Source organism: Roseateles sp., from assembly GCF_039929605.1.
Lineage (GTDB): Bacteria > Pseudomonadota > Gammaproteobacteria > Burkholderiales > Burkholderiaceae_C > Pelomonas.
Window position 1 is genome coordinate 13,951 of sequence record NZ_JBDSQX010000028.1, and the last position, 21,290, is coordinate 35,240.

Here is a 21,290-nt window from a genome sequence, read left to right on the forward strand (position 1 = left end):
ACTCTCCCAGGCTGTTGTCTAGTGGTAGGCCGTGCAGGACTTGAACCTGCGACCAAAGGATTCCGGTTTGTGCCCATTTCTGGACTCCCTGGACTATGCCTTCGCCATGGGCCGTGAGGCCGGTAGGCGGGCGCCGTCTAGTCTCTACACCTTCCCCTCGCGGGGCTTGGCTCGGCGTTGCCTTGTGCCTTGCGGCCGTCAGGTTTCGCCGAATTTGACGCCATTCACGCGGGCGCTTTCGCCGCCCGGTGCACAACTTTCGCTATGAGTCCTCTGCTCTAACCAACTGAGCTAACGGCCCACTGAACAACAACTCCCTTGTCTGGAAGAAGGGGCGGATTCTAATCGTCGCCTGAACAGCCTAATCAGCGTTGACTGAGCGCCTGCCCAACCATGCGCGACGTGATGTCGACGATCTGGATCATGCGGTCGTAGGCCATGCGCGTGGGGCCGATGACGCCGAGCGTGCCGACGATCTGGCCATCCACTTCGTAAGGCGCCGACACGATGGACAGCTCCTCGTAGGGCACGACCTTGCTCTCGCCGCCGATGTAGATGCGCACGCCCTCGGCGCGGCTGGATGTGTCGAGCAGGCGCATCAGCTGCGTCTTCTCTTCGAACAGGTCGAAGAGGCGGCGCAGGCTACCCATGTCGTGGCTGAAGTCCTGCACGGTCAGCAGGTTGCGTTCGCCGGAGACGACCATCTGTTCGTCCTGCTGCTCCATGGCCTCGGTGCCGACCTTGACGGCCGCGCTCATCAGCTGGGCGATCTCGCCGCGCAGCTCGTCGACTTCGCCGCGCAGGCGTTCGCGCACGCCTTCCAGCGTCAGGCCCGCGTAGCCGGCATTCAGGCGTTTGCTGGCTTCGGCCAGTTCGCTCTGGGTCAGGTCTTGTGCCGTGAAGATGACGCGGTTCTGCACGTCGCCATCCGGCGAGACGAGGATGACCAGCACGCGCCGCTCGCCCAGGCGCAGGAACTCGATGTGGTGGAAGACACTGGGCTTCTTGGGCGACGTGACCACACCGACGAAGCTCGACAGGTTGGACAGCATCTGCGCGGCGCTGGCGATGACGCGCTGGGGCTGGTCCGGCTGCAGGCGGTTCGTCTCGACGCCAATGAGGGCGGGCTGGGCCGTCAGCATGGTGTCGACAAACAGGCGGTAGCCGCGCGCCGTGGGAATGCGGCCCGCGCTGGTGTGCGGGCTGGCGATGAGGCCGAGTTCTTCCAGGTCGGCCATCACATTGCGGATGGTCGCCGCGCTGAGTTCCAGGCCGGAGGCCTTGGACAGCGTGCGCGAACCCACGGGTTGACCGTCCGCGATGTAGCGTTCAACCAGGGTTTTCAGCAGGGATTTGGATCGCTCGTCGAGCATGGGTCAATCTTATGGCTTGCGTGCCAGACCGCCCGAGCGTAGCGAGTAGCTCTGGCTCCAACTGACTAAAGCTTGCGTGCCAGACCGCCCGAGCGCAGCGAGTAGCTCTGGCTCCAACTGACTGAGAACTGGCCCCTTTCCTCCACGGAGAGGCGATACCCCTGTGGTGTAATTTGCCGCATGGCCGAGCGCTTCAGACATGTCGCCATCGTGGGCAAACATCAAGCGCCGGGCATCAGGCCGGTGCTGGAGGAGATTGCCCAATTTTTGTGCAGCAACGGGCTCGAGGTTTCGCTCGAAGCGGAAACGGCGCTCAACACCGGGCTGACCGACTATGACGCCCTCTCCCACGACCAACTCGGCAAGGCCTGCGACCTGGCCGTCGTCGTCGGCGGCGACGGCACCATGCTGGGCTTTGCGCGCGAGATGGCGCGCTACGGCGTGCCGCTGCTGGGCATCAACCAGGGGCGGCTGGGCTTCATCACCGACATCCCCATCGAACGCTGGCGCGAATCGCTGGCGCCCGTGCTGGCCGGCGACTACGAGGTGGAGTCGCGCGCGATGCTGGAAGGCGCCGTGCTGCGCGACGGCGAAACCATCTTCTCGGGCCTGGCGCTCAACGACGTCGTCGTCAGCCGCGGCGGCACGGCGGGCATGGTGGAGCTGAAGGTCGACGTCGGCGACCAGTTCGTCGCCAACATGCGTGCCGACGGCCTCATCGTCGCCTCGCCCACCGGCTCCACGGCCTATGCGCTGTCGGCCGGCGGCCCGCTCATGCACCCCAGCATCGCCGGCTGGCTGCTGGTGCCGATTGCCCCGCACACGCTGTCTAACCGACCCATCGTGCTGCCCGACCTGGGCGAAGTCAGCCTGGAAATTCTGGCCGGGCGCGACGTGTCGGTGAACTTCGACATGCAAAGCCTGGCCAGCCTGCTGCACGGCGACCGCATCACCGTGCGGCGCAGCCAGCATCAGGTCCGCTTCCTGCACCCCAAGGGCTGGAGCTATTACGCGACGCTGCGTCGCAAGCTTCGCTGGTACCTGTAGCCTTTTCCCGAACCCCACCATGCTGCGGCACCTCAGTCTCAAGGACTTCGTCATCGTCCCGGTCCTCGAACTCGATTTCGAGCCGGGCTTCGCCGTGCTGACCGGCGAGACCGGCGCGGGCAAGTCCATCCTCATCGACGCGCTGCAACTGGCCCTGGGCGGCCGGGGTGAGGCGGGCGTCGTGCGCGAAGGCGCGGCCAAGGCCGAGATCACGGCGGAGTTCGACACGCCGGCGCATCTGCGCGGCTGGCTGGACGAAGCCGGTTTCGATACCGACGACACCCTGCTGCTGCGTCGTGTCATCGACGCTGCGGGAAAGAGCCGCGCTTGGATCAACGGCGGCGCGGCCACGCTGACGCAGTTGCGCGAGCTGGCCGACCATCTGCTCGACATCCACGGCCAGCATGCCTGGCAAGGCCTGACCCGCCCGGCCGCCGTGCGCGAGCTGCTGGACGGCTTTGCCGGCCTGGACACCGCGCCGCTGGCCCGCGCCTACGCCGCCTGGAAGCAGGCCGCCGAGGCGCTGAACAAGGCGCAAGCACTGCAGGCCGACGCCCAGCGCGAGCGTGAGCGCCTGGCCTGGCAGATCGGCGAGCTGGACAGCCTGGCGCCGGTCGACGGCGAGTGGGACGAACTGAACGCCGAACACCAGCGCCTGTCGCACGGGCAGTCGCTGCTCGACGCGGCACGCTCGGCGCTGGACGCGCTGGACGACGCCGAGCCCAGCGCCCAGTCGCTCGCCAGTGGCGCGCTGGACCAGCTGGAGCGCGTGCTGGACCACGACGCCCGCCTGCTGCCCGCCGTGCAGGCCCTGCGCGATGTGCAGGCCCAGCTGCAGGACGCCAGCCACACGCTGGCCGGCTATCTGCACAAGACCGACCTCGACCCGGCCCGCCTGGGCGAGCTGGACGAGCGCGTCTCGGCGTGGGTGACGCTGGCCCGCCGCTACCGCCGCCAGCCGCCCGAACTGCCCGCACTGCTCACGCAATGGCGCGACGAACTTGCCGCACTGAATGCCGCCAGCGACCCGGCCCAGCTTGAAGCCGCCCTGGCCGCCGCGCGCAAGGCCTTCGACGCCCAGGCCCAGGCCGCCAGCCGCGCCCGCCGCAAGGCCGCGCCCCAGCTCGCATCGGCCGTCACCGCGGCGATGCAGCAGCTCGGCATGGCCGGCGGCCTGTTCGACATCGTGCTGCAGCCGGCCGCCGAGCCGCAGAGCTACGGCGCCGAGTCCGCCGAATTCCTCGTGGCCGGCCACGCCGGCAGCACGCCGCGGCCGCTGGCCAAGGTGGCGTCGGGCGGTGAGCTGTCGCGCATCGCGCTGGCCATCTCCGTGACGGCCAGCCAGGCTGCCAACGCCGACAGCAACGGCCAGGCGCCGGGCACGCTGATCTTTGACGAGATCGATGTCGGCATCGGCGGCGCCGTGGCCGAGACGGTGGGCCGGCTGATGAAGCAGCTGGGCCGCGAGCGGCAGGTGCTGGCCGTGACCCACCTGCCGCAGGTGGCCGCCTGCGCCGACCGTCATCTCGTCGTCTCCAAGAGCCTGCAAGATGGCGCCACCGCCAGCCGCGTATCGCCGGTTGCAGGCGAAAGCCGAGTCGCCGAAATTGCCCGCATGCTGGGTGGCGAACGGCTGTCGTCCACCAGCCTCGCTCACGCGCAGGAGATGCTGGCGGCCTCCACCTCCACAGCCAAGTCGAAGAAGGCCAGATCATGAGCTTGGGCCAAGAGCTGCAGGGCGATGTCGTGCTGCTGACCGGCATGTCCGGCGGCGGCAAATCCGTGGCCATGCATGCGCTGGAAGACGCCGGCTACTTCTGCGTGGACAACCTGCCAGCCGAGCTGTTGCTGGACTTCCTCAAACTCGAAGCGCAGCGCGGCGAACGCCGTGTCGCCATTGCCGTGGACGTGCGCTCGGCCGACTCGCTGCCGCTGATGCTGCCGCTGCTGAAGGAGTTGCGCGCCGGCGGTGTGCAGGTGCGCTCCATCTTCCTGGATGCCAGCGACGAGGCGCTGATGCGCCGCTTTTCCGAAACGCGCCGCCCCCACCCGCTGCGCCAGGGCCGCGACACCGGCTCCGGTTCGCTGGGCGGCGCAGCCGAAGACAGCCACCGCCTGCTGCTGGACGCCATCCAGCTGGAACGCGAACTGATGAGCGGGCTCAAGGCCGAGTCCACCGTCATCGACACGAGCCAGCTGCGCCCCGCGCAGCTGCGCGCCTGGCTGGCCGACCTGGTCGGCCCCGACGCCAGCAGCAAATTGACGCTGGTGTTCGAGAGCTTCGCCTTCAAGCGCGGCGTGCCCAGCGACGCGGATTTCGTCTTCGACGTGCGCGTGCTGCCCAACCCCTACTACGACCGCGAGCTGCGGCCGCTGACCGGCCGCGACGCGCCGGTGGCGGCCTATCTGGCGGCCCAGCCCGAGGTCGGGATGATGATGGGCCAGATCGCCGGCTTCCTGTCGCGCTGGCTGCCAAACTTCGCGGCCGACCAGCGCAGCTACCTCACCGTCGCCATCGGCTGCACCGGCGGCCAGCACCGCTCGGTCTATCTCGTCGAGATGCTGTCAAGGCAGTTCGGCCACCACGGCCACGTGCTCAAGCGGCACCGCGAACTCGACGCACGCTGACACTCAAGCCGGGTGTTCGGGCCGAGCGCCGGGCCGCTCCCAAGCCGGCCCGTCTGGCGATGTGCCTGCGGCTCAATGCCGCAAGCATCGCCGTCCCCTCGGGGGACCGCCCCAGGCGCGCCCGCGTTCAGCGGCGCGAGACTGGGCGAGGGGCGTTCATCTCCGTGGCTTCATCCAGTAGGCCAGGTCGGCCTCCATCTCGCGCTCGGCATCGGCACTCACGTTGGGGTTGTGCAGATGCAGCACGCGGCGCTTTCGCAACCCGGCACGCGCCACGGACGGCCCGTGGTGGCGCCACAGATGCGCATCGAAACTGCCATCCGCCTTCATCGCCAGCAAGCCCTCTTCGACCCGGGCCGCCAGCGCAGCCTGGCTGGGTGCGAAGTAGTAGTGGCAGGGATGGGGAAAGACCAGCAGCAGGCTGGGGTCAACCGCGAGGCGCGGCATGGCGGCATGCCGCGCATCGAACTCGTCAAACACTTCGCCAACGCCGCGCGGAAACAGATCGAACCGGCCGGCCAGCAACATGCGGAACAGGTTCTCGTAGCCGGACACGGTGAAGACCTTCAAGCCGCTGGCCTCATAAACATCCACGTCCGGCCAGCCCAGGCCTTGGCCGATGGTGAAGCGCCGCAGCGCCGCCAGGTCGCTCGCCTTGGCGAGGTCGGGCAGCCGCTGCTGCTCAAGCAGCGAGACACGCATACCCAGCAGGCCGCGCCGGGTATCGAAGTTCACGGGCCGCGCGCTGGTCTTGCGTTGCAGGGCCGGGTTCGCCCAGGTCACGTGCAGCAGCCCGCGGTCCATATTCAATTCGGCGAACTGGCGCAACTCGGTCAGGCGCTCGTCCGACGGCAGCAGCCGGACCGGGCCGTGGTTGACTTCGGTGCGGCGCAGCGCCGCGTCCAGCAGGCTGATCATGTCCAGCGAGCGCTTGTCCAGATCGGACTGAGGCGCCGGATAACGCACCACCGTCGCCTCGCCAGCCCGCGCGGCGCCACCGGCCACCAGGCCCACAAGGCCGAGTTGGAGGCAGTGCCGGCGGCTTGTGATCATGCGCGCCAGTTTGACACGCACTGCTTGTCGATTTACGTTGCTTTATCACGATCACCGCGACAGCGGCAGGCACTCAGAACGGTTCGAGTGCCTCGGCAAATAGCCCGAGCCGTTCAGTGCACCCCAAGGATCATGTCGTACTTGGCGCCGTTGTCCCTTCAAGGTGCCGAAGAACCAGCGGAAGCTGCCGGTATGGCTCTTTCGGATAAGGGCTTTCCAAATTCAGAACATCAGTTCTAGACAACAAGTTCTAGAACTTCTATGCTGCGCGCCATGAGCAAAACCTCCCCTCCCGCTGCCCGCCCCACGGCCGCCGAGCTGGACCTGCTGCAGGTGCTGTGGCGCCTCGGCCCGGCCGACGCCAAGGCCGTGCACGATGCCCTGCTGCCCGACCGCCCCGAGGCCACCTACGCCACCGTGCTGCGCCAGCTGCAGGTCATGCACGGCAAGGGCCTGCTGGCGCGCGACGAAAGCCAGCGCCCGCAGCTCTACGCGCCGGTGCACGCGCAGGACAAGCTGCAGCAATCCCTCGTCAGGGACTTCATCGCCAAGGCCTTTGCCGGCTCGGGCAAGGCGCTGGTGTTGGCGGCATTGAAGAACCATGTGAGTGCCAAGGAGCGCGCGGAAATCCGCCGGCTGCTGGCCAAGAACGGAGATGAGGCATGAGCGTGGATGTCGTCATGAATGTGTGGGGCTGGGCTCTCGTGAACTTCGTCTGGCAGGGCGCCGTCATCGGTGCCGTGGCGGCGCTGCTGCTGGCCCTATTGCGTGGGGCGTCGGCACGTTGGCGATACGCCGTCTGCGCGGTTGGACTGGGGCTGTGCCTGGCGCTGCCCCTGGCCCAATGCCTGGACGTCGCGCCCGCCGATGTCGAGTTCCTCGGCGAGCTGCCACCGTGGGCCGAGCAGATGCCGGCCCTCGTCACCGCCTGGGCGCTGGGCACGGCGCTGATGCTCGGCCGCCTCGCGCTGGGCCTGGCCTGGGTGCGCCGAGCGCGCCGGCGCAGCGTGCCGGCGCCGGCTGAATGGCAGGCGCGGCTGGACGCCCTCGCCCGCCGCCTGGGCCTGAAGCGCCCAGTCAGCCTGCGCCTGCTGCCCGAGCTGGCCGGGCCCATCGCACTGGGCGCCTTGAGGCCCTGCGTGCTGCTGCCCGCCGCGCTGCTGAGCCGCCTGCCGGTCGACCTGATCGAAGCCCTGCTCGCCCACGAGCTGGCGCATGTGCGGCGCTGGGACTATCTCGCCAACCTGCTGCAGAGTGCCGTCGAGGCGCTGCTCTTCTTCCACCCCGTCGTCTGGTGGCTGTCGGCCCGCATGCGCGCCGAGCGGGAGCTGGTGGCTGATGAAGTATCGGCCGAGCTGCTGTGCGACCGTCGCCGCCTGGCACTGGCGCTGCATGCACTCAGCGAACTGGCGCCGCAGCCTACGCCCGCCCTCGCCATGGCCGCTCGCGGCGGTGACCTGCTTCAGCGCATCGAACGCCTGCTCGCGCCCCGCCCTCAGGCCACCGGCTGGAAGCTGGCCCTGCCTGCGCTGCTGATCGCCGCGACGAGCTTCGTCGTGCAGGCCAAGGGCCGCGAGACACCCGAGCCGCCCGTTTCAGCAACGCCCGTTGCGGCGGCAAAGGAGACGCCACCAGTCCAGCAGTTGCGCCTGCCCGTCAATGCCAAGCATGTCCTCGTTGTCGATGACGAGACCGGCAAGGTGCTGATGTCCCGCGACGCCGACGCCATCGTCCCCATCGCCTCGCTAACCAAGCTGCTGACGGCCATGGTGGTGCTGGACGCCAAGCTGGACCCGAACGAGAAGCTGCGCATCACCGACGACGACGTCGACACGCTCAAGCACAGCCGCTCGCGGGTGCGCGTGGGCACGCAGATGTCGCGCCAGTCGGCGCTGGAGATGGCGTTGATGGCGTCCGAGAACCGCGCCGCTGCGGCGCTGGCCCGCACCTTTCCCGGCGGCGAGGCCGGCTTCGCGAAGGCCATGCACGCCAAGATCCGCGCACTCGGCCTGACCCGCACGGCCATCACCGACCCGACGGGCTTGTCGCCGGCCAACACATCTACCGCCACCGAGATGGCCGCCATCACTTCGGCAGCGGCGCGTTACCGCGAGATCGAGCGCATCACCAGCGTCAAGAAGGCCAATGTGCCGGTGGACGGCCGGCCGCGCGAGATCCGCAACACCAACCGGCTGGTGGGCGCAAAGGGCTGGAACATCCGCGTCTCCAAGACCGGCTACACCGAGGAGGCCGGCCGCTGCCTGGCCATGCGCATGATGAACGGCAAGCGCCCGATCACCGTCGTGCTGCTGGACGCAGACGGCTCGGCCAACCGGCTGCGTGACGCGGCGCTGATCCGCAAGTCGCTCGGCCGTAAGGGGTTCTGATGCAGCGGCGCCATCTACTCGCCGCTGGCAGCGCGGCCCTGACCCTGCCTGCACGCGCCCTCGACTTCGCGCCGCCTCGGGCACCGGCGGCGATGCGCATCAGCGTCGACCGCATCATCGACATCACCGTCGGCATCCGCCCATTTCGCGCGCAAGGACCGCGCATCGAGGCCGAGCGGCTGTTCGGCAAGGCCGTCGTTCACCACTACGGCCACGGCGGCAGTGGCTGGTCGCTGAGCTGGGGCTCGGCCGAGCGGGCGCTGGCGCTGATCCAGGCCCACGCGCGGCCGGGTGAGCGCATCGCCGTCATCGGCGCTGGCGCCATCGGCCTGACGACCGCGCGCACGGCCCAGCAGGCCGGCTTCAAGGTGCGCCTCTACGCCAAGGACAGGCCACCGCACGTGCACTCCTCGGCCGCCACGGGCCTGTGGACGCCAGACTCGCGCATCGTCACGAGCGAGTACGCGACCGACGCCTGGAAGGCGGGTTGGGAAGCCATGGCGCGTGCGTCCTTCAAGGTCCACCAGAGCTATCTCGGCCTGCCTTCGGCTCCGGTGGAATGGCATGACGGCTACCTGGTCGCCGACAACGGCTTCGACACGCCGTTGCCCAGCTACGCCGTGGAACCGGACTACCCGGAGTTGCCCCTGGATGTGCGCCCGCACAGCAAGGCACTGGCCGCCGGCGAACACCCGTTTCACTCAGCCCAGGCGCGCCGCTTCACGCAGCTCGTCTTCAACGTGCCGGCCTACCAGCGCCTGCTGCTGGAGGACTTTGCGCGAGACGGCGGCGAGCTGGTGCAGCGCGAGTTCAAACGGCCGCGCGACTTCGCCCGCCTGCCCGAGCGCCTCGTCGTCAACTGCACGGGCGACGGCGCGCGCACGCTGCTGGCCGACACCAGCCTCACGCCGGTGCGCGGCCAGACGGCGCGGCTCATTCCGCAGCCCGAGGTGGACTATGCGGTGATCTACCGAGGCCGCAACGTCGTGGCCCTGCCGCGCCGCGACGGCTTGCTCGTCGCGTCTATGGGCGAGCACGATTTCGGCAGCGACGACCTGCGGCCGGACCGGGCGCACTCCGAAGACGCCGTGCGGCGACTCGCGGCGTTGTTCTAGCCAGTTGGGGACAGAGCTACTCGCTTCGCTCGGGCGGTCTGTCCCGCAAGGTCATCAGCTTAGTTGGGGACAGAGCTACTCGCTTCGCTCGGGCGGTCTGTCCCGCAATGTCATCAGCTTAGTTGGGGACAGAGCTACTCGCTTCGCTCGGGCGGTCTGTCTCGCAAGGTCATCAGCTTAGTTGGAGACAGAGCTACTCGCTTCGCTCGGGCGGTCTGTCCCGCAAGGTCATCAGAAGGTCTCCCAGTCGCTCTCGCCGGCGCCCGGTGGGGGCGCAGTGGCCGCGGGCGCAGGCGCGGCTTTCGCCGGTGCGGGTGCTGCCGGCCTGGGGCCCGCAGCCCTGGCTGCGGGCTTGGGCGCAGACCTGGCCACCGACTTGTGAGCGGCCGCCGGCCTCGGCGCAGCCGCGTGGCCGGCATCCACGCGGAAGGCTGCAACCGCCTCGGTCAGCTGCGTCGTCTGCATGCGCATGCTCTCGGCCGCAGCGGCGGTCTGTTCCACCAGCGCCGCGTTCTGCTGCGTGGCCTGGTCGAGCTGGTTCACGGCGGCATTGATCTGGCCCACGCCCTCGCTCTGCTCGCGGCTGGACACCGTGATCTCGCCGACGAGGGCGGTCACCTTGCGCACCTCGGTCACCATCTGGCCAATGGTCTCGCGCGCCGCCAGCACCTGGGCGCTGCCGCTCTCGACCTTGCTGACGCTGTCGCCGATGAGGCTCTTGATCTCCTTGGCCGCCTCGGCGCTGCGCTGCGCCAGCAGGCGCACCTCGCCGGCCACGACGGCAAAGCCCCGGCCCTGCTCGCCCGCACGGGCCGCTTCCACCGCCGCGTTCAACGCGAGGATGTTGGTCTGGAAGGCGATGCCGTCGATGGTGCCGATGATGTCGGCGATCTTGCGGCTGGAGGTCGAGATGCCATCCATCGTCGCGACCACCTCGCCCACCGCGACGCCACCGGCCTGGGCCACCTCGGAGGCATGGTTGGCGAGCTGATCGGCCTGGCGCGCGTTGTCGGCATTTGCCTTGATCTGCGCGGCCATCTGCTCGACCGAGGCGGCCGTTTCTTCCAGGCTCGACGCCTGGCTCTCGGTGCGGGCCGACAAGTCGGCATTGCCCTGGGCAATCTCGGCCGCCGCCACGTTGAGCTGCTCGCAGCCCTGGCGCACGCCCGACACCATGCGCGCCAGGTTCTGCGTCATCTCGTCCAGCATGGACAGCAGCTGGCCCAGCTCGTCGCGCCCGTTGCTCTGCAGCCGCTGCGTCAGGTCGCCGCCTGCCACGGCCCTGACAGCGTCGGACGCACGCTGCACCGGGCGCGTGATGGAGCGCGTGATGGTCAGCGCTGCCGCGATACCAATGACCAGGGCGACGACCGTCGCGAGCGCGAAGATCAACAGCACGCGCCGGTAGGCAGCCGCAGCGGACTCGGTCGCTGTCGCTGCGAGCTTCTCGTTGTGTTCCCACCAGCGGGCGACAGCCTCTCGCACCGGCAGGAAGACCGTGCGCACCGCACCCAACGACGTCTCCCTCGCCGCCGTGGCCTGGGTCGGGTCCGCGCCGCTTTCGTCGGAGGCCTTCAACACCTTGTCCTGCAGGCTCAGGTACGCCGCCAGGCCGTCGCTGGCTTTCTTCATCAGCGCACGGTCCTCGTCGTCGGTGACCAGGGGCTCGTAGTCCTTGAACGCCTTGGCGAGCTCCGCGCGCGCCTGGGCGATGCGGGCCGACGTGGCCTTCTTCTCCTTGTCATCGTCGGCCATGACGTGCTGCTGCTCCAGCCGCCGCGCGTCGCCGATGGCGCCGTCGATCTCGTGGATCAGCCGCAGCGACGGCAGGATGTTGTGGGGGTAAAACTCCGCGTACTCATTGATGGAGCGCGCCAGCAAGGCCCCCACGCCGGCCATCGCCAGCATCAACGCCAGCAACACGGCGAAGGCCAGGCCGAGGCGGGCCCCGACGCGCAGGTTCTTCAGTAAGTCCATGGCAGTGCCCTCTCGTTGCCTCGGGGACTTTGCCTCTTTCGGCGAGGTGAAGCAATGCTGGCACAAGCCCGCGTGGTCAGCTTTCCGACGGCTCCGACTCGCTGAGCAGCAAGGCCAGCAGCACGGCCGTGCCCAGCGGCGCGAAGATGACGATGGCGACGAACCACGGCGCGAACGAACGCCCCGTGCGCCGCACCAGTTGCATCATGAAGACGCAATGCATGGCACCCGCCACCAGCAGGCCCAGGCCCATGAGGGCGATCCTGGCCGCCGGCGGGTCGGGCTCGTTGGCGCCGCTGATCAGCTGCCACAGGCACAGGCCCGACACCAGCAGTGTGATGACCGCGTACTCGATGCCACTTTTGATGTCGTTCTTCATTCAGCTTTCCTCGATCAGCTTCTTCAGCGGCGCGGGCAGCGCGTAAAGGCTAAGTTTCTCCCGCGCCACCCAGGTGCCGCCATCCGTCATGCCTGCGGTCACTCCATGCACCTCGGCCCGCAGCGTGTGCAGCACCCAGTCGAAGTGGGTCAGCGCGTGCTGGATGCGCGGCAGCGTCGCCAGCTCGCCACCGGGCAGGGCCGCGCGGGCACTTGCCTCGTCGTCGAACATCGGCAGCGTCCACAGCCCCGCCCACACGCCGGTGGCCGGGCGCTGGTGCAGCAAGACCTGGCCCCCAGCCTCGCCCTTCTTTTCGACCCAAAGCCACCAGTTCTCGCGCCGGCCGCGCTTGAGCTTGCGCGTCTTGACGGGGTAGCGCGTCGGGTCGCCCTCGTGCTGGCCGCGACACATCGGCTGCACCGGGCAGAGCAGGCAATCGGGCGAGCGCGTACTGCAGACGGTTGCGCCCAGGTCCATCAGGCCCTGCGTGTAGCGGTCCACGTCCTGCTCGGGCAGCAGCTCGCTGGCACGGTCCCAGAGGCGCTTCTCGGCCGCGCTGCTGGCCAGATCGCCGCCAAAGGCCAGCACGCGGCCAAGCACGCGTTTCACGTTGCCGTCCAGGATGGCGACGCGCTCGCCGAAGCAGAAGGCCGCGATGGCCGCAGCCGTGGAGCGGCCGATGCCGGGCAACGTCTGCAGGCCCGCAGCCGTGGCCGGGAACTCGCCGCCATGCAGCTCGGCCACCGCCTTGGCGCAGCCGTGGAGATTGCGCGCACGGCTGTAGTAGCCCAGGCCCGCCCACTGCGCCAGCACTTCGTCCAGCGTGGCGGCGGCCAGATCGGTGACCTTGGGCCAGCGCGTGAGGAAGCGCTCGTAATAGCCCAGCACCGTGGTCACCTGCGTCTGCTGCAGCATGACCTCCGACAGCCAGACGCGGTACGGGTCACGCGTGTTCTGCCACGGCAACGTGTGGCGGCCGTGGCGGCGCTGCCAGGCCACCACCGTCTTGCCGAAGTCGGCGATCAACGTTTCTGACATGTCGGACAGAAGAAGGTGGAGCGCGCGCCCTGCACGATGCGCCGGATGGCCGTGCCGCAACGCCGGCACGCCTCGCCCTCGCGGCCGTAGACCTGGGCCTGCATCTGGAAGCTGCCCGCCACGCCGTGTGCATCGCGGAAGTCGCGCAGCGTCGTGCCGCCGGCCTCAAGCGCCTTGGCCAGCACCGTGCGCACGGCCAGCGCCAGCTTGTCTGCGCGCGGGCGGCTCAGCTTGCCGGCGGGCAGGCGCGGGTCGATGCCGGCCATGAACAGTGCCTCGCAGGCGTAGATGTTGCCGGCGCCGACGACGATGTCGCCCGCCAGCAGTGCCTGCTTGATCGCCACGCGCCGGCCACTCAAGGCGGCGTGCAGGTGCAGGCCGTCGAAGCGCTCGTCGAAGGGCTCCAGGCCCAGGCTGCCGAGCAGCGTCGCCACCGGTTCGGCATCCAGCCCCGCGCCCCAGACGACGGCGCCAAAGCGGCGCGGGTCGGTCAGGCGCAGCAGGCCCCGGTCGGTGTGCAGGTCGAAATGGTCATGCGCGCCGGGCGCCGGGGTCGTTTCCAGAAACGCCAGCGAGCCCGACATACCCAGGTGCATCAGTAACCCGCCGCTGTTTTCCAGCGGAAGCCACAAATATTTACCCCTTCTTTGCACGTTGCCGACCAGGGTGCCGAGCAGGGTTTCGGGGTCCACGCCTATGGGCCAGCGCAGGGGTTTTCCCAGGCGCAGACCGGTGACCCGGGCTCCTTGGATGGCGCCTGCAAAGCTGCGGCGCGTGACTTCGACTTCGGGCAACTCGGGCATGAGGGCGAAATCATAATCAGCGCTTGCTCCCGGAGTTCCCTCGAATGCCGTTCACCGTTCGCCGCATCGCCTGTGCCGCCGCCCTGCTGGTGGGCCTTCACGCCCATGCCCAGGAGGGGCCCTCAACGCCGTTCACGAACTCGGCGATGGACGCGCCGCTGTTCTACCAACTGCTGATCGGCGAACTTGAGCTGAGCGGCGGCCAAGCCGGCGTCGCCTTCCAGGTGCTGCTGGACGCCGCCCGCCGCACCGGCGACGAGGAGTTGTTCAAGCGCGTCGTCAACATCGCGCTGCAGGCCCGCGCTGGCGACCAGGCACTGATGGCCGCGCGCGGCTGGACGGAAGCCGTGCCCAGCTCGGTCGAGGCACACCAGACCATCGTGCAGTTGCTGGCCCTGTTGAACAAGCCGGCCGAGGTGCCTCAGCCGCTGCAGGCGCTGCTGCGCCTGGCACCCGCCGATCAGCGGCCCGGCTTCATCGCCTCGCTGCCCCGCCTCTTCCAGCGTGCGAGCGACCCCAAGGCCGTGCTCGCCGCGCTGGCGCCCGTGCTGCAGGCCCAGACCGGCCCGCTCAAGCCGCCGGCCCTCTTCACCGAGGCGCGTCTGGCCATGAACGCCGGCGACAACGCCCGTGCGCTGGCCCTGACCCGCGAGCTCGCCGCGGCCCAGCCCGACGGCGACGACGCGATGCAGCTTGCCGTCGACCTGATGCCGGTCGAGCCGCAGGCCGAGAGCCTCATCACCGCACGCCTGGCGCAAAAACCCGACCAACACGCGCTGCGCCAGGCCTACGGCCGCACGCTGATCAAGGCGCAGCGCCCCGCCGACGCGGTGCGCGAGTTCCGCCTGCTGACCGAGGCGACGCCCGACAACCCGGCCGTGTGGCTGGCGCTGGGCGCCATCGAGCTGGAGCTCAAGCACCTGCCCGCCGCCGAGGCCGCGCTGCGCGAAAGCCTCAAGCGCCTGGACACGCCGGCCGCCGGCAGCGATGCCGAGATCAAGGCCCGCGCCGACGGCCGCCAGAGCGCCTGGCTGATGCTGTCCCGCGTGGCCGAGCAGCGCGGCGACCTGAAGGCGGCCGAGGCGGCGCTGCTGAAGGTCGACGGCAGCGGCATCGACGTGAAGTACCGCCGCGCCAGCCTGCTGGCTCGCCAGGGCAAGCTGCTTGATGCCCGCAAGCTGCTCCAGCCCGACGCCGATGCCAGCGACGCCGACGCGCGCGCCGCCATGCTGGCCGAGGCCCAGCTGCTGCGTGAGCAACGCGACTTTGCCGGTGCCGCCGCCGTGCTGAAGGCGGCGACCGAGCGGTTCGCCGGCGACGCCGACCTCATCTACGAGCAGGCCATGATGAGCGAGAAGCTCGGCCGCTTCGACGAAATGGAGGCGCTGCTGCGCAAGGTCATCGAGCTGAAGGCCGACCACCCCCACGCCTACAACGCACTGGGCTATTCCTTCGCTGATCGCAACGTGCGCCTGCCGGAAGCCAAGGAGCTCATCGAGCGCGCACTCCAGCTGGCGCCCGGCGAGGCCTTCATCATCGACAGCATGGGCTGGGTCGAGTTCCGCCTGGGCAACCTGCCCGAGGCCACGAAGCTGCTGCGCCAGGCCTATGCCGGCCAGCCCGACGCCGAGGTCGCCGCCCATCTGGGCGAAGTGCTCTGGGTCAGCGGCGCGCAGGACGAGGCGCGCAAGGTCTTCGCCGAAGCCGCCCAGCGCGATGCAGACAACGAGGCGCTGCGCGAGGTGATGGGCCGGTTGAAGGTGAAGCCTTGAGGGTCGCCGCCCTGCTCCTGAGCTTCGCGTTGGCCGGCTGCGCGCAACTGCCCAAGGCGCCAGCCCCCGTAACGGATGAATCGCGTCTGAGCGGCCGCATCAGCGTCACCGTGGCCGGCGACGTGCACAACCGCGGCACCGGCGGCGCGGCCAGCTTCGAGCTGTTCGGCGGCCCCGAGGCCGGTCGGCTGGAGCTGACCTCACCACTCGGCACCCTCGTCGCCCGCGCCACCTGGCAGCCCGGCCTCGTCGCGCTGCGGACGCCCGACGGCGAGCGCCGCTTCGACGACCTGGACGCGCTGACCCGCGAGATGCTGGGAGAGACCGTGCCCGTGGCCGCGCTGTTCGACTGGCTCCATGCCCGCCCCTGGCCCGCCGCGCCGCACGAGAAGACGGCGAGCGGCTTCGAGCAACTGGGCTGGCGCATCGAACCCAAGCTGCCCGCCCTCGTCGCCACGCGCCTGGCCGACCCCGTCGTCACGCTGCGCGCCAAGCTGGATGGGGAATGAAGGCCCTCCACGATCTGGCCGCGCCGGCCAAGCTGAATCTCTTCCTGCATGTCGTCGGCAAACGGCCGGACGGCTATCACCTGCTGCAGTCGGTGTTCGTGCTCATCGATTGGGCGGACACGCTGCACGTCGAAGTGCGCAGCGACTGCCGCCTGCAACGCCACGACGTGCTCGGCGGCGACCTCCCAGCGGACGACCTCTGCCTGCGCGCCGCGCGGCTGCTGCAGGCCGAGACCGGCTGCACGCTGGGTGCCGACATCCACCTCGAAAAACGCTTGCCCGCCGGTGCCGGCATGGGCGGCGGCTCGTCGGACGCTGCCACCACGCTGCTGGCGTTGAACCGACTTTGGGGCCTGCGCTTGCCGCTGCCACGCCTGCTTGCACTCGGCCTCAAGCTCGGCGCCGACGTGCCCTTCTTCCTCGGCGGCGGCCCGGCCTTCGTCGAAGGCATCGGCGAGATCCTGCACCCGCTGTCCCTGCCCGCGCAGCGCTTCGCCGTCATCAAGGGGCCGGCGGGGCTGGCCACCAAGGACATCTTTTCAAGCCCTCTCTTGGCACGGAGCGAAAACCTGGCTATAGTCGCGGGCTTTCCCGCCCTGGCTGGAACTGCAGAAAACTTCAACGAATTGGCGGGGGGCTTTGGTCGCAATGACCTTCAGCCCGCAGCAGAAGCGATCAGCAGTGAAGTGCGAGACGCGTTGGCTCTGATGTCGAAGCAATTCGGCAACGCCCGGATGACGGGCTCAGGCGCTGCCGTGTTTTCAGTGCTCCCCGAGGATGGAAAGAATGGCAATGACGACCAGTCCCTGGCGGCATTACTGCAGGCTAAATCTGCAGAGTGGACCGGTCGAATCTGCCGCAGCTTGGCTCAACACCCGCTCGCGGGTTGGGCCAACTGAAAAGTTATAGGGTGCAGCAGCTCTGCTGTGTCCTGTGTAGGGGAGTCGCCAAGTTGGTAAAGGCACTGGATTTTGATTCCAGCATGCGAGGGTTCGAGTCCTTCCTCCCCTGCCAAATGTTTTTTGTACTTCGCTGAACCGGCTGCGCATTCAGCGGGCCACTGACTCAAGGAAGCACAGTGCTGCTCAACACGGTTCTCTTCACCGGCAACGCGAACCCGGTCCTCTCCCAGGAAATCGCCACCCACCTCGGTGTCGAGCTCGGCAAGGCCGTGGTCGGCCGTTTCTCGGACGGCGAGGTCACGGTCGAGATCCAGCAGAACGTGCGCGCCCGTGACGTCTTCGTCATCCAGCCCACCTGCGCGCCGACGAACGAAAACCTGATGGAGCTGCTGATCATGGCGGACGCGCTCAAGCGCTCCAGCGCCCGCCGCATCACCGCCGTCATCCCCTACTACGGCTACGCCCGCCAGGACCGCCGCCCGCGCTCCACCCGCGTGCCGATCTCGGCCAAGGTGGTGGCCAACTGCCTGGAAACCGTCGGCGTCGAGCGCGTGCTGACGATGGACCTGCACGCCGACCAGATCCAGGGCTTCTTCGACATCCCGGTCGACAACATCTACGCGTCGCCCGTGCTGCTGTCGGACCTGAAGAGCCGCAACTACAGCAACCTCGTCGTCGTCAGCCCGGACGTTGGCGGCGTGGTGCGCGCCCGTGCGCTGGCCAAGCAGCTCGGCTGCGACCTGGCCATCATCGACAAGCGCCGCCCGGCCGCCAACGTCTCCGAAGTGATGCACGTCATCGGCGACATCGACGGCCGCAACTGCGTGGTCATGGACGACATGATCGACACCGCCGGCACGCTCGTGAAGGCGGCCGAGGTGCTGAAGGCACGCGGCGCCAAGAGCGTCTTTGCCTACTGCACCCACCCCATCCTGTCCGGCCCGGCCATCGAGCGCATCGCCGGCTCACAGCTCGATGAGGTCGTCATCACCAACACCATTCCGCTGACCGACGCGGCCAAGGCCTGCAAGAAGATCCGCCAGTTGTCGGTGGCCTTCCTGTTTGCCGAAACTATCCGCCGTATTTCCGACGGCGAGTCGGTCACGTCCCTCTTCTCCGAGCAGAACAACAACTTCTGATCGGCGATTCCGCCGCAGCCGCAAGGCTGCAATCCCAACGGCAACCTGGTCGCGGGTGCCGTTTCTCTTTCTAGGAGAAAACCATGAAGTTCGTCGCTTTTGAGCGCAATCTGCAGGGGACCGGAGCGAGCCGCCGCCTGCGCGTGGCCGGCAAAGTGCCCGGTATCGTCTATGGCGCCGGTGAGCCCGCACTGATCGAACTCGATCACAACGCGCTCTATCACGCCCTCAAGAAGGAAGCCTTCCACAGCTCCCTGCTGGACATGGAGCTGAACGGCGCCGTGACCCAGGTCTTGCTGCGCGACTTCCAGGTGCACCCGTACAAGCCGCAAGTCCTGCACTGCGACTTCCAACGCGTGGACGCCACCACCCGCATCACGAAGAAGGTGCCCCTGCACTTCGTCGGCGAAGACACCTCGGTGGCCGTCAAGACCGATCACTGCACGGTCAACCACGTCATCACCGAGCTGGAAATCGCCTGCCTGGCGCAACAGCTGCCCGAGTTCATCGAGGTGGACCTGTCGGGCATGACGCAAGGTCACTCGCTGCACGTCAACGACATCAAGCTGCCTGCCGGCGTCAAGATCGTCACGCACGGCAAGCCGAACCCGGTCGTCGCGACGCCGATCGCACCGGCTGCTGAAGAAGTCATCGTCGTGGCCGCTCCGGTGGTCGACGACGGCAAGAAGAAGAAGAAGAAGTAATTTCTTCGACGGCTTCAAGCCAGATAAAGGGCTCCCCAAACGGGAGCCCTTTTTTCATGGCGCTGCGGCAGTTTTCGCCGCGCTGCCACTGCCAACGGAAAGGTGTTCCACCCCCGCACGCGCGGGGGGCGGGGCGGTGGAACATGCACAAGCACACAGAACAGCTGTGCAACCCCCACGCGCGAGGGGGCGGGGTGCCGGCCCGTGTAGGAACAATGGAACTTCCAGCAACAGACTCGGCTCGTACCGAGACACAGGATTTCAGTATGACGATCTTCATTCGCACCCGTTCCGCCGTGGCCTTGGCCGGCTTGGTCGCCTTGATGGCGGGCCAGGGTGCACACGCCGACTCGTTCACCCAGACCTACGAGCTGCCGGGACTCAAGAACACCACGACAACCTTCTCAGGTGGCAGCGGCGTCGAGACGTTCGATTCGCGCTCCACCGGCACCGGCGGCTTCGTCTCCACCTTCGGCGGCAGCACGATCACCGGGACCTACAGCGCTCCGGTTCGTATCGACCCGGCGAACCAGTACGGCAGCGCCAACGGCGTCGGCAACCATGCCGTCACGTCCTCGTCGACCGGCTACTCGATCACCCTCGCCGCCCCGGTCAACTACTTCGGCTACTGGCTGTCGGCACTCGACACGGGCAATGTCGTCGAGTTCTACAGCGGTGCGACAAAGGTCGGCTCACTCGGTGCCGCAGCGGTGCTGGCCTCGATCGGTGACAACGCCTCCTACTTCGGCAACCCCAACGGCCCGTTCGCCGGCATGAACTCGGCCCAGCCTTACGCATTCGTGAACTTCTACGACACGAACGGCTCCTTCGATCGCATCGTGTTCCGCGAGGAACCGTCGTTCGGTGGCTACGAGTCTGACAACCACACCGTTGGCATGTACCTCGACATCACCGGCGTGCCGGCGGTGCCGGAACCGAGCACCTACGCCCTGCTGGCCGCCGGACTCGGCGTCTTGGGCTTTGCGGCGCGCCGTCGCCGGCAGCATTGAGAGGCTTCGAGCCGAGGGAACAACGGGCTGCTTCGGCGGCCCTTTTTTTGAGCGCCTTACTGAGCAGTGGGCAGCCGCCCGCCCAGGTTCTTCAGCAGCAGGTTGGCCGCTACAAGCTGGCGGTTGCGGGCGCTGAGCAGGCTGGCTTCAGCCGACAGCAGCGAACTCTGCGCCGAGCTGACGTTGATGTAGCTGACCGTGCCCGCGCGGTACTGGGCCAGCACGATGTCGAGGTTGCGCTGGGAAGCGTCGAGGGCGTCGCGTTGCAAGGCCAGCGCGGCGCCGGATTCGGCGAACTCGACGAGGTTGTCCTCCACTTCCTGGAAGGCCACCAACACGGCCTGGCGGTAGTTGGCCGTTGCGACATCGGCACTCGTGCGGGCCTGAGCCGAAGCGAGCTTGCGCTGGCCGCCGTCGAAGATGGGCGCCGCCACGGCCGCGCCGAGGCTCCAGACCAGGTTGGGCGCTGAGATCAGGTTGGACCACGACGAGCCGCGGTAGCCGGCGCTGGCGGACAGGTCGACCGAAGGGAAGAAGGCCGCATCGGCGATGCCGATCTGGGCGTAGGCCGCGACCTGACGGGCGCGGGCGGCGGCGATGTCGGGGCGCTGGGCGAGCAGCGTCGACGGCACTAGGTCGGGCACGGGTGGCAGCTCGGGCAGGCGGGCGCTTGGGGCCAACTGCAACTGGCCCGCCAGTTTGCCGACTTGGGTGGCGATGGCGTGTTCGAGCTGGGCGCGCTGGGCGCGCATGTCGGCCAGTTGGGCCTGCACGCTGCGCAGCTGGGTGCGCGCCTGCAGCACGTCGGCCTGGGCGACGACGCCGCTGGCGTAGCGCGCCTGGGTCAGGTCCAGCGCGCGCTGGTTGGCGGCCGCTGTGCGCACGAGCAGCGCCTGCTGGGCCTCGGCGGTGCGCAGCGCGAAGTAGCTCTGCGTCAGCGTCGACTGGGCCGACAGGCGCAGTGCGGCGAGGTCGGCCTGGCTGGCCTGGTAGTTGGCGCCGGCGGCCTTGATGCCTTCTGCCAGGCGGCCCCACAGGTCGATCTCCCACGCGGCATTGGCCGTCAGCGAGTTGTTGGTCGACACGGTGCGCTGGCCGTTGTTGTTCTCTGCCGTGGCCGAGCGCGTGCTGCCGGCGCCGACAGACAGCGTCGGGAAGATGGCCGAGCCGCTGGCCTTCAACACCGCGCGGGCGGAGGCGACCTGAGCGAGCGCTGCGGCGAGGTTCTGGTTGCCGACGACGAGGTCGCCCTGCAGGCCGTCGAGCACGGGGTCCTTGAACAGCGTCCACCAGGCTTCGGGCACGGCCAGGTCGGGCGCGATGCGTTGCCATTCGGCGGAGCCTTTGAAAGCGGCGGGCGGCGCGGGTTCGGCGGGCGGGCGCTGTGAGGTCACGGCGCAGCCGGCGAGCAGCGCAGCCAGCAGCAACGGGGTCAATACGGTCTTTGGCATGTG

General features: G+C 68.5%; 19 protein-coding genes and 1 tRNA gene. 13 read left to right on the forward strand and 7 right to left on the reverse strand.

Going from position 1 to position 21,290, the window contains the following annotated elements:
* Positions 1 to 365: 365 nt before the first annotated feature.
* Positions 366 to 1,373 carry a heat-inducible transcriptional repressor HrcA gene (gene hrcA / locus ABIS05_RS04215; RefSeq protein WP_348013853.1) on the reverse strand — a complete coding sequence of 336 codons (1,008 nt, stop codon included), beginning with the start codon at positions 1,371 to 1,373 and terminating at the stop codon, positions 366 to 368.
* A 180-nt stretch (positions 1,374 to 1,553) separates the two neighbouring features.
* Between hrcA and ABIS05_RS04220 the strand changes: the two genes are divergently transcribed.
* From ABIS05_RS04220 to rapZ, 3 genes are read left to right on the forward strand one after another with little or no spacing between them, the layout of a single operon-like run.
* Positions 1,554 to 2,420: an NAD kinase gene (locus ABIS05_RS04220; RefSeq protein ID WP_348013854.1), complete on the forward strand. Its 867-nt coding sequence runs from the start codon at positions 1,554 to 1,556 to the stop codon at positions 2,418 to 2,420.
* 19 nt (positions 2,421 to 2,439) lie between these two features.
* A complete protein-coding gene (gene recN / locus ABIS05_RS04225; protein ID WP_348013855.1) occupies positions 2,440 to 4,137 on the forward strand; it encodes a DNA repair protein RecN in 1,698 nt (565 codons plus the stop codon).
* On the forward strand, positions 4,134 to 5,048 hold the full coding sequence (gene rapZ, locus ABIS05_RS04230) for an RNase adapter RapZ (RefSeq protein ID WP_407074899.1): 915 nt from the start codon (positions 4,134 to 4,136) through the stop codon (positions 5,046 to 5,048). Before recN ends, rapZ begins: the two co-directional genes overlap by 4 nt.
* 156 nt (positions 5,049 to 5,204) lie before the next feature.
* Here the strand turns inward: rapZ and ABIS05_RS04235 are convergent, their stop codons facing one another.
* On the reverse strand, positions 5,205 to 6,101 hold the full coding sequence (locus ABIS05_RS04235; protein ID WP_348013856.1) for a hypothetical protein: 897 nt from the start codon (positions 6,099 to 6,101) through the stop codon (positions 5,205 to 5,207).
* 273 nt (positions 6,102 to 6,374) lie between these two features.
* On the opposite strand from ABIS05_RS04235, the gene ABIS05_RS04240 reads away from it, so the two are divergent.
* The 3 genes from ABIS05_RS04240 to ABIS05_RS04250 are packed head-to-tail and all read left to right on the forward strand — an operon-like array spanning position 6,375 to position 9,603.
* Positions 6,375 to 6,767 carry a BlaI/MecI/CopY family transcriptional regulator gene (locus ABIS05_RS04240; protein ID WP_348013857.1) on the forward strand — a complete coding sequence of 131 codons (393 nt, stop codon included), beginning with the start codon at positions 6,375 to 6,377 and terminating at the stop codon, positions 6,765 to 6,767.
* On the forward strand, positions 6,764 to 8,488 hold the full coding sequence (locus tag ABIS05_RS04245; protein WP_348013858.1) for a M56 family metallopeptidase: 1,725 nt from the start codon (positions 6,764 to 6,766) through the stop codon (positions 8,486 to 8,488). The genes ABIS05_RS04240 and ABIS05_RS04245 overlap by 4 nt, the downstream gene beginning before the upstream one ends.
* On the forward strand, positions 8,488 to 9,603 hold the full coding sequence (locus ABIS05_RS04250) for an FAD-dependent oxidoreductase (RefSeq protein ID WP_348013859.1): 1,116 nt from the start codon (positions 8,488 to 8,490) through the stop codon (positions 9,601 to 9,603). The genes ABIS05_RS04245 and ABIS05_RS04250 overlap by 1 nt, the downstream gene beginning before the upstream one ends.
* A 231-nt stretch (positions 9,604 to 9,834) precedes the next feature.
* Here the strand turns inward: ABIS05_RS04250 and ABIS05_RS04255 are convergent, their stop codons facing one another.
* The 4 genes from ABIS05_RS04255 to mutM form a co-directional block, all read right to left on the reverse strand.
* On the reverse strand, positions 9,835 to 11,580 hold the full coding sequence (locus ABIS05_RS04255) for a methyl-accepting chemotaxis protein (RefSeq protein ID WP_348013860.1): 1,746 nt from the start codon (positions 11,578 to 11,580) through the stop codon (positions 9,835 to 9,837).
* A gap of 76 nt (positions 11,581 to 11,656) precedes the next feature.
* Positions 11,657 to 11,959 (reverse strand): hypothetical protein, encoded by a 303-nt coding sequence (locus tag ABIS05_RS04260; protein ID WP_348013861.1) that lies wholly within the window; start codon positions 11,957 to 11,959, stop codon positions 11,657 to 11,659.
* A complete protein-coding gene (gene mutY, locus ABIS05_RS04265) occupies positions 11,960 to 12,997 on the reverse strand; it encodes an A/G-specific adenine glycosylase (protein WP_348013862.1) in 1,038 nt (345 codons plus the stop codon).
* On the reverse strand, positions 12,982 to 13,800 hold the full coding sequence (gene mutM / locus ABIS05_RS04270; protein ID WP_348013863.1) for a bifunctional DNA-formamidopyrimidine glycosylase/DNA-(apurinic or apyrimidinic site) lyase: 819 nt from the start codon (positions 13,798 to 13,800) through the stop codon (positions 12,982 to 12,984). Before mutM ends, mutY begins: the two co-directional genes overlap by 16 nt.
* 44 nt (positions 13,801 to 13,844) lie before the next feature.
* On the opposite strand from mutM, the gene ABIS05_RS04275 reads away from it, so the two are divergent.
* The 7 genes from ABIS05_RS04275 to ABIS05_RS04305 all read left to right on the forward strand — a co-directional run bounded on the left by ABIS05_RS04275 (position 13,845) and on the right by ABIS05_RS04305 (position 19,836).
* Positions 13,845 to 15,572 (forward strand): tetratricopeptide repeat protein, encoded by a 1,728-nt coding sequence (locus tag ABIS05_RS04275; protein WP_348013864.1) that lies wholly within the window; start codon positions 13,845 to 13,847, stop codon positions 15,570 to 15,572.
* Positions 15,569 to 16,081, forward strand: a complete 513-nt coding sequence (locus ABIS05_RS04280) for an outer membrane lipoprotein LolB (RefSeq protein WP_348013865.1) — start codon at positions 15,569 to 15,571, stop codon at positions 16,079 to 16,081. The genes ABIS05_RS04275 and ABIS05_RS04280 overlap by 4 nt, the downstream gene beginning before the upstream one ends.
* Complete coding sequence (ispE, locus tag ABIS05_RS04285) at positions 16,078 to 16,980, forward strand: 4-(cytidine 5'-diphospho)-2-C-methyl-D-erythritol kinase (RefSeq protein ID WP_348013866.1); 903 nt, start codon at positions 16,078 to 16,080, stop codon at positions 16,978 to 16,980. Before ABIS05_RS04280 ends, ispE begins: the two co-directional genes overlap by 4 nt.
* A gap of 38 nt (positions 16,981 to 17,018) precedes the next feature.
* Positions 17,019 to 17,095: transfer RNA gene (locus tag ABIS05_RS04290), tRNA-Gln, on the forward strand.
* A 64-nt stretch (positions 17,096 to 17,159) separates the two neighbouring features.
* Positions 17,160 to 18,122 (forward strand): ribose-phosphate pyrophosphokinase, encoded by a 963-nt coding sequence (locus tag ABIS05_RS04295; protein WP_348013867.1) that lies wholly within the window; start codon positions 17,160 to 17,162, stop codon positions 18,120 to 18,122.
* An 83-nt stretch (positions 18,123 to 18,205) separates the two neighbouring features.
* On the forward strand, positions 18,206 to 18,826 hold the full coding sequence (locus ABIS05_RS04300; protein WP_348013868.1) for a 50S ribosomal protein L25/general stress protein Ctc: 621 nt from the start codon (positions 18,206 to 18,208) through the stop codon (positions 18,824 to 18,826).
* Positions 18,827 to 19,092: 266 nt separating this feature from the next.
* Positions 19,093 to 19,836: a PEP-CTERM sorting domain-containing protein gene (locus tag ABIS05_RS04305; protein ID WP_348013869.1), complete on the forward strand. Its 744-nt coding sequence runs from the start codon at positions 19,093 to 19,095 to the stop codon at positions 19,834 to 19,836.
* A 56-nt stretch (positions 19,837 to 19,892) separates the two neighbouring features.
* Here ABIS05_RS04305 and ABIS05_RS04310 read toward each other — a convergent pair whose 3' ends face one another.
* The gene (locus ABIS05_RS04310) at positions 19,893 to 21,287 is read right to left on the reverse strand and encodes an efflux transporter outer membrane subunit (RefSeq protein WP_348013870.1); all 1,395 of its coding nucleotides are present in this window, start codon (positions 21,285 to 21,287) and stop codon (positions 19,893 to 19,895) included.
* Between the last annotated feature and the right edge of the window lie 3 nt (positions 21,288 to 21,290).

Excerpts from the sequence above, each read along its gene's own strand:
- hrcA (WP_348013853.1), bottom strand. The coding sequence starts at position 1,373 with ATGCTCGACGAGCGATCCAAATCCCTGCTGAAAACCCTGGTTGAACGC.
- ABIS05_RS04220 (WP_348013854.1), top strand. The coding sequence starts at position 1,554 with ATGGCCGAGCGCTTCAGACATGTCGCCATCGTGGGCAAACATCAAGCG.
- recN (WP_348013855.1), top strand. The coding sequence starts at position 2,440 with ATGCTGCGGCACCTCAGTCTCAAGGACTTCGTCATCGTCCCGGTCCTC.
- rapZ (WP_407074899.1), top strand. The coding sequence starts at position 4,134 with ATGAGCTTGGGCCAAGAGCTGCAGGGCGATGTCGTGCTGCTGACCGGC.
- ABIS05_RS04235 (WP_348013856.1), bottom strand. The coding sequence starts at position 6,101 with ATGATCACAAGCCGCCGGCACTGCCTCCAACTCGGCCTTGTGGGCCTG.
- ABIS05_RS04240 (WP_348013857.1), top strand. The coding sequence starts at position 6,375 with ATGAGCAAAACCTCCCCTCCCGCTGCCCGCCCCACGGCCGCCGAGCTG.
- ABIS05_RS04245 (WP_348013858.1), top strand. The coding sequence starts at position 6,764 with ATGAGCGTGGATGTCGTCATGAATGTGTGGGGCTGGGCTCTCGTGAAC.
- ABIS05_RS04250 (WP_348013859.1), top strand. The coding sequence starts at position 8,488 with ATGCAGCGGCGCCATCTACTCGCCGCTGGCAGCGCGGCCCTGACCCTG.
- ABIS05_RS04255 (WP_348013860.1), bottom strand. The coding sequence starts at position 11,580 with ATGGACTTACTGAAGAACCTGCGCGTCGGGGCCCGCCTCGGCCTGGCC.
- ABIS05_RS04260 (WP_348013861.1), bottom strand. The coding sequence starts at position 11,959 with ATGAAGAACGACATCAAAAGTGGCATCGAGTACGCGGTCATCACACTG.
- mutY (WP_348013862.1), bottom strand. The coding sequence starts at position 12,997 with ATGTCAGAAACGTTGATCGCCGACTTCGGCAAGACGGTGGTGGCCTGG.
- mutM (WP_348013863.1), bottom strand. The coding sequence starts at position 13,800 with ATGCCCGAGTTGCCCGAAGTCGAAGTCACGCGCCGCAGCTTTGCAGGC.
- ABIS05_RS04275 (WP_348013864.1), top strand. The coding sequence starts at position 13,845 with ATGCCGTTCACCGTTCGCCGCATCGCCTGTGCCGCCGCCCTGCTGGTG.
- ispE (WP_348013866.1), top strand. The coding sequence starts at position 16,078 with ATGAAGGCCCTCCACGATCTGGCCGCGCCGGCCAAGCTGAATCTCTTC.
- ABIS05_RS04300 (WP_348013868.1), top strand. The coding sequence starts at position 18,206 with ATGAAGTTCGTCGCTTTTGAGCGCAATCTGCAGGGGACCGGAGCGAGC.
- ABIS05_RS04305 (WP_348013869.1), top strand. The coding sequence starts at position 19,093 with ATGACGATCTTCATTCGCACCCGTTCCGCCGTGGCCTTGGCCGGCTTG.
- ABIS05_RS04310 (WP_348013870.1), bottom strand. The coding sequence starts at position 21,287 with ATGCCAAAGACCGTATTGACCCCGTTGCTGCTGGCTGCGCTGCTCGCC.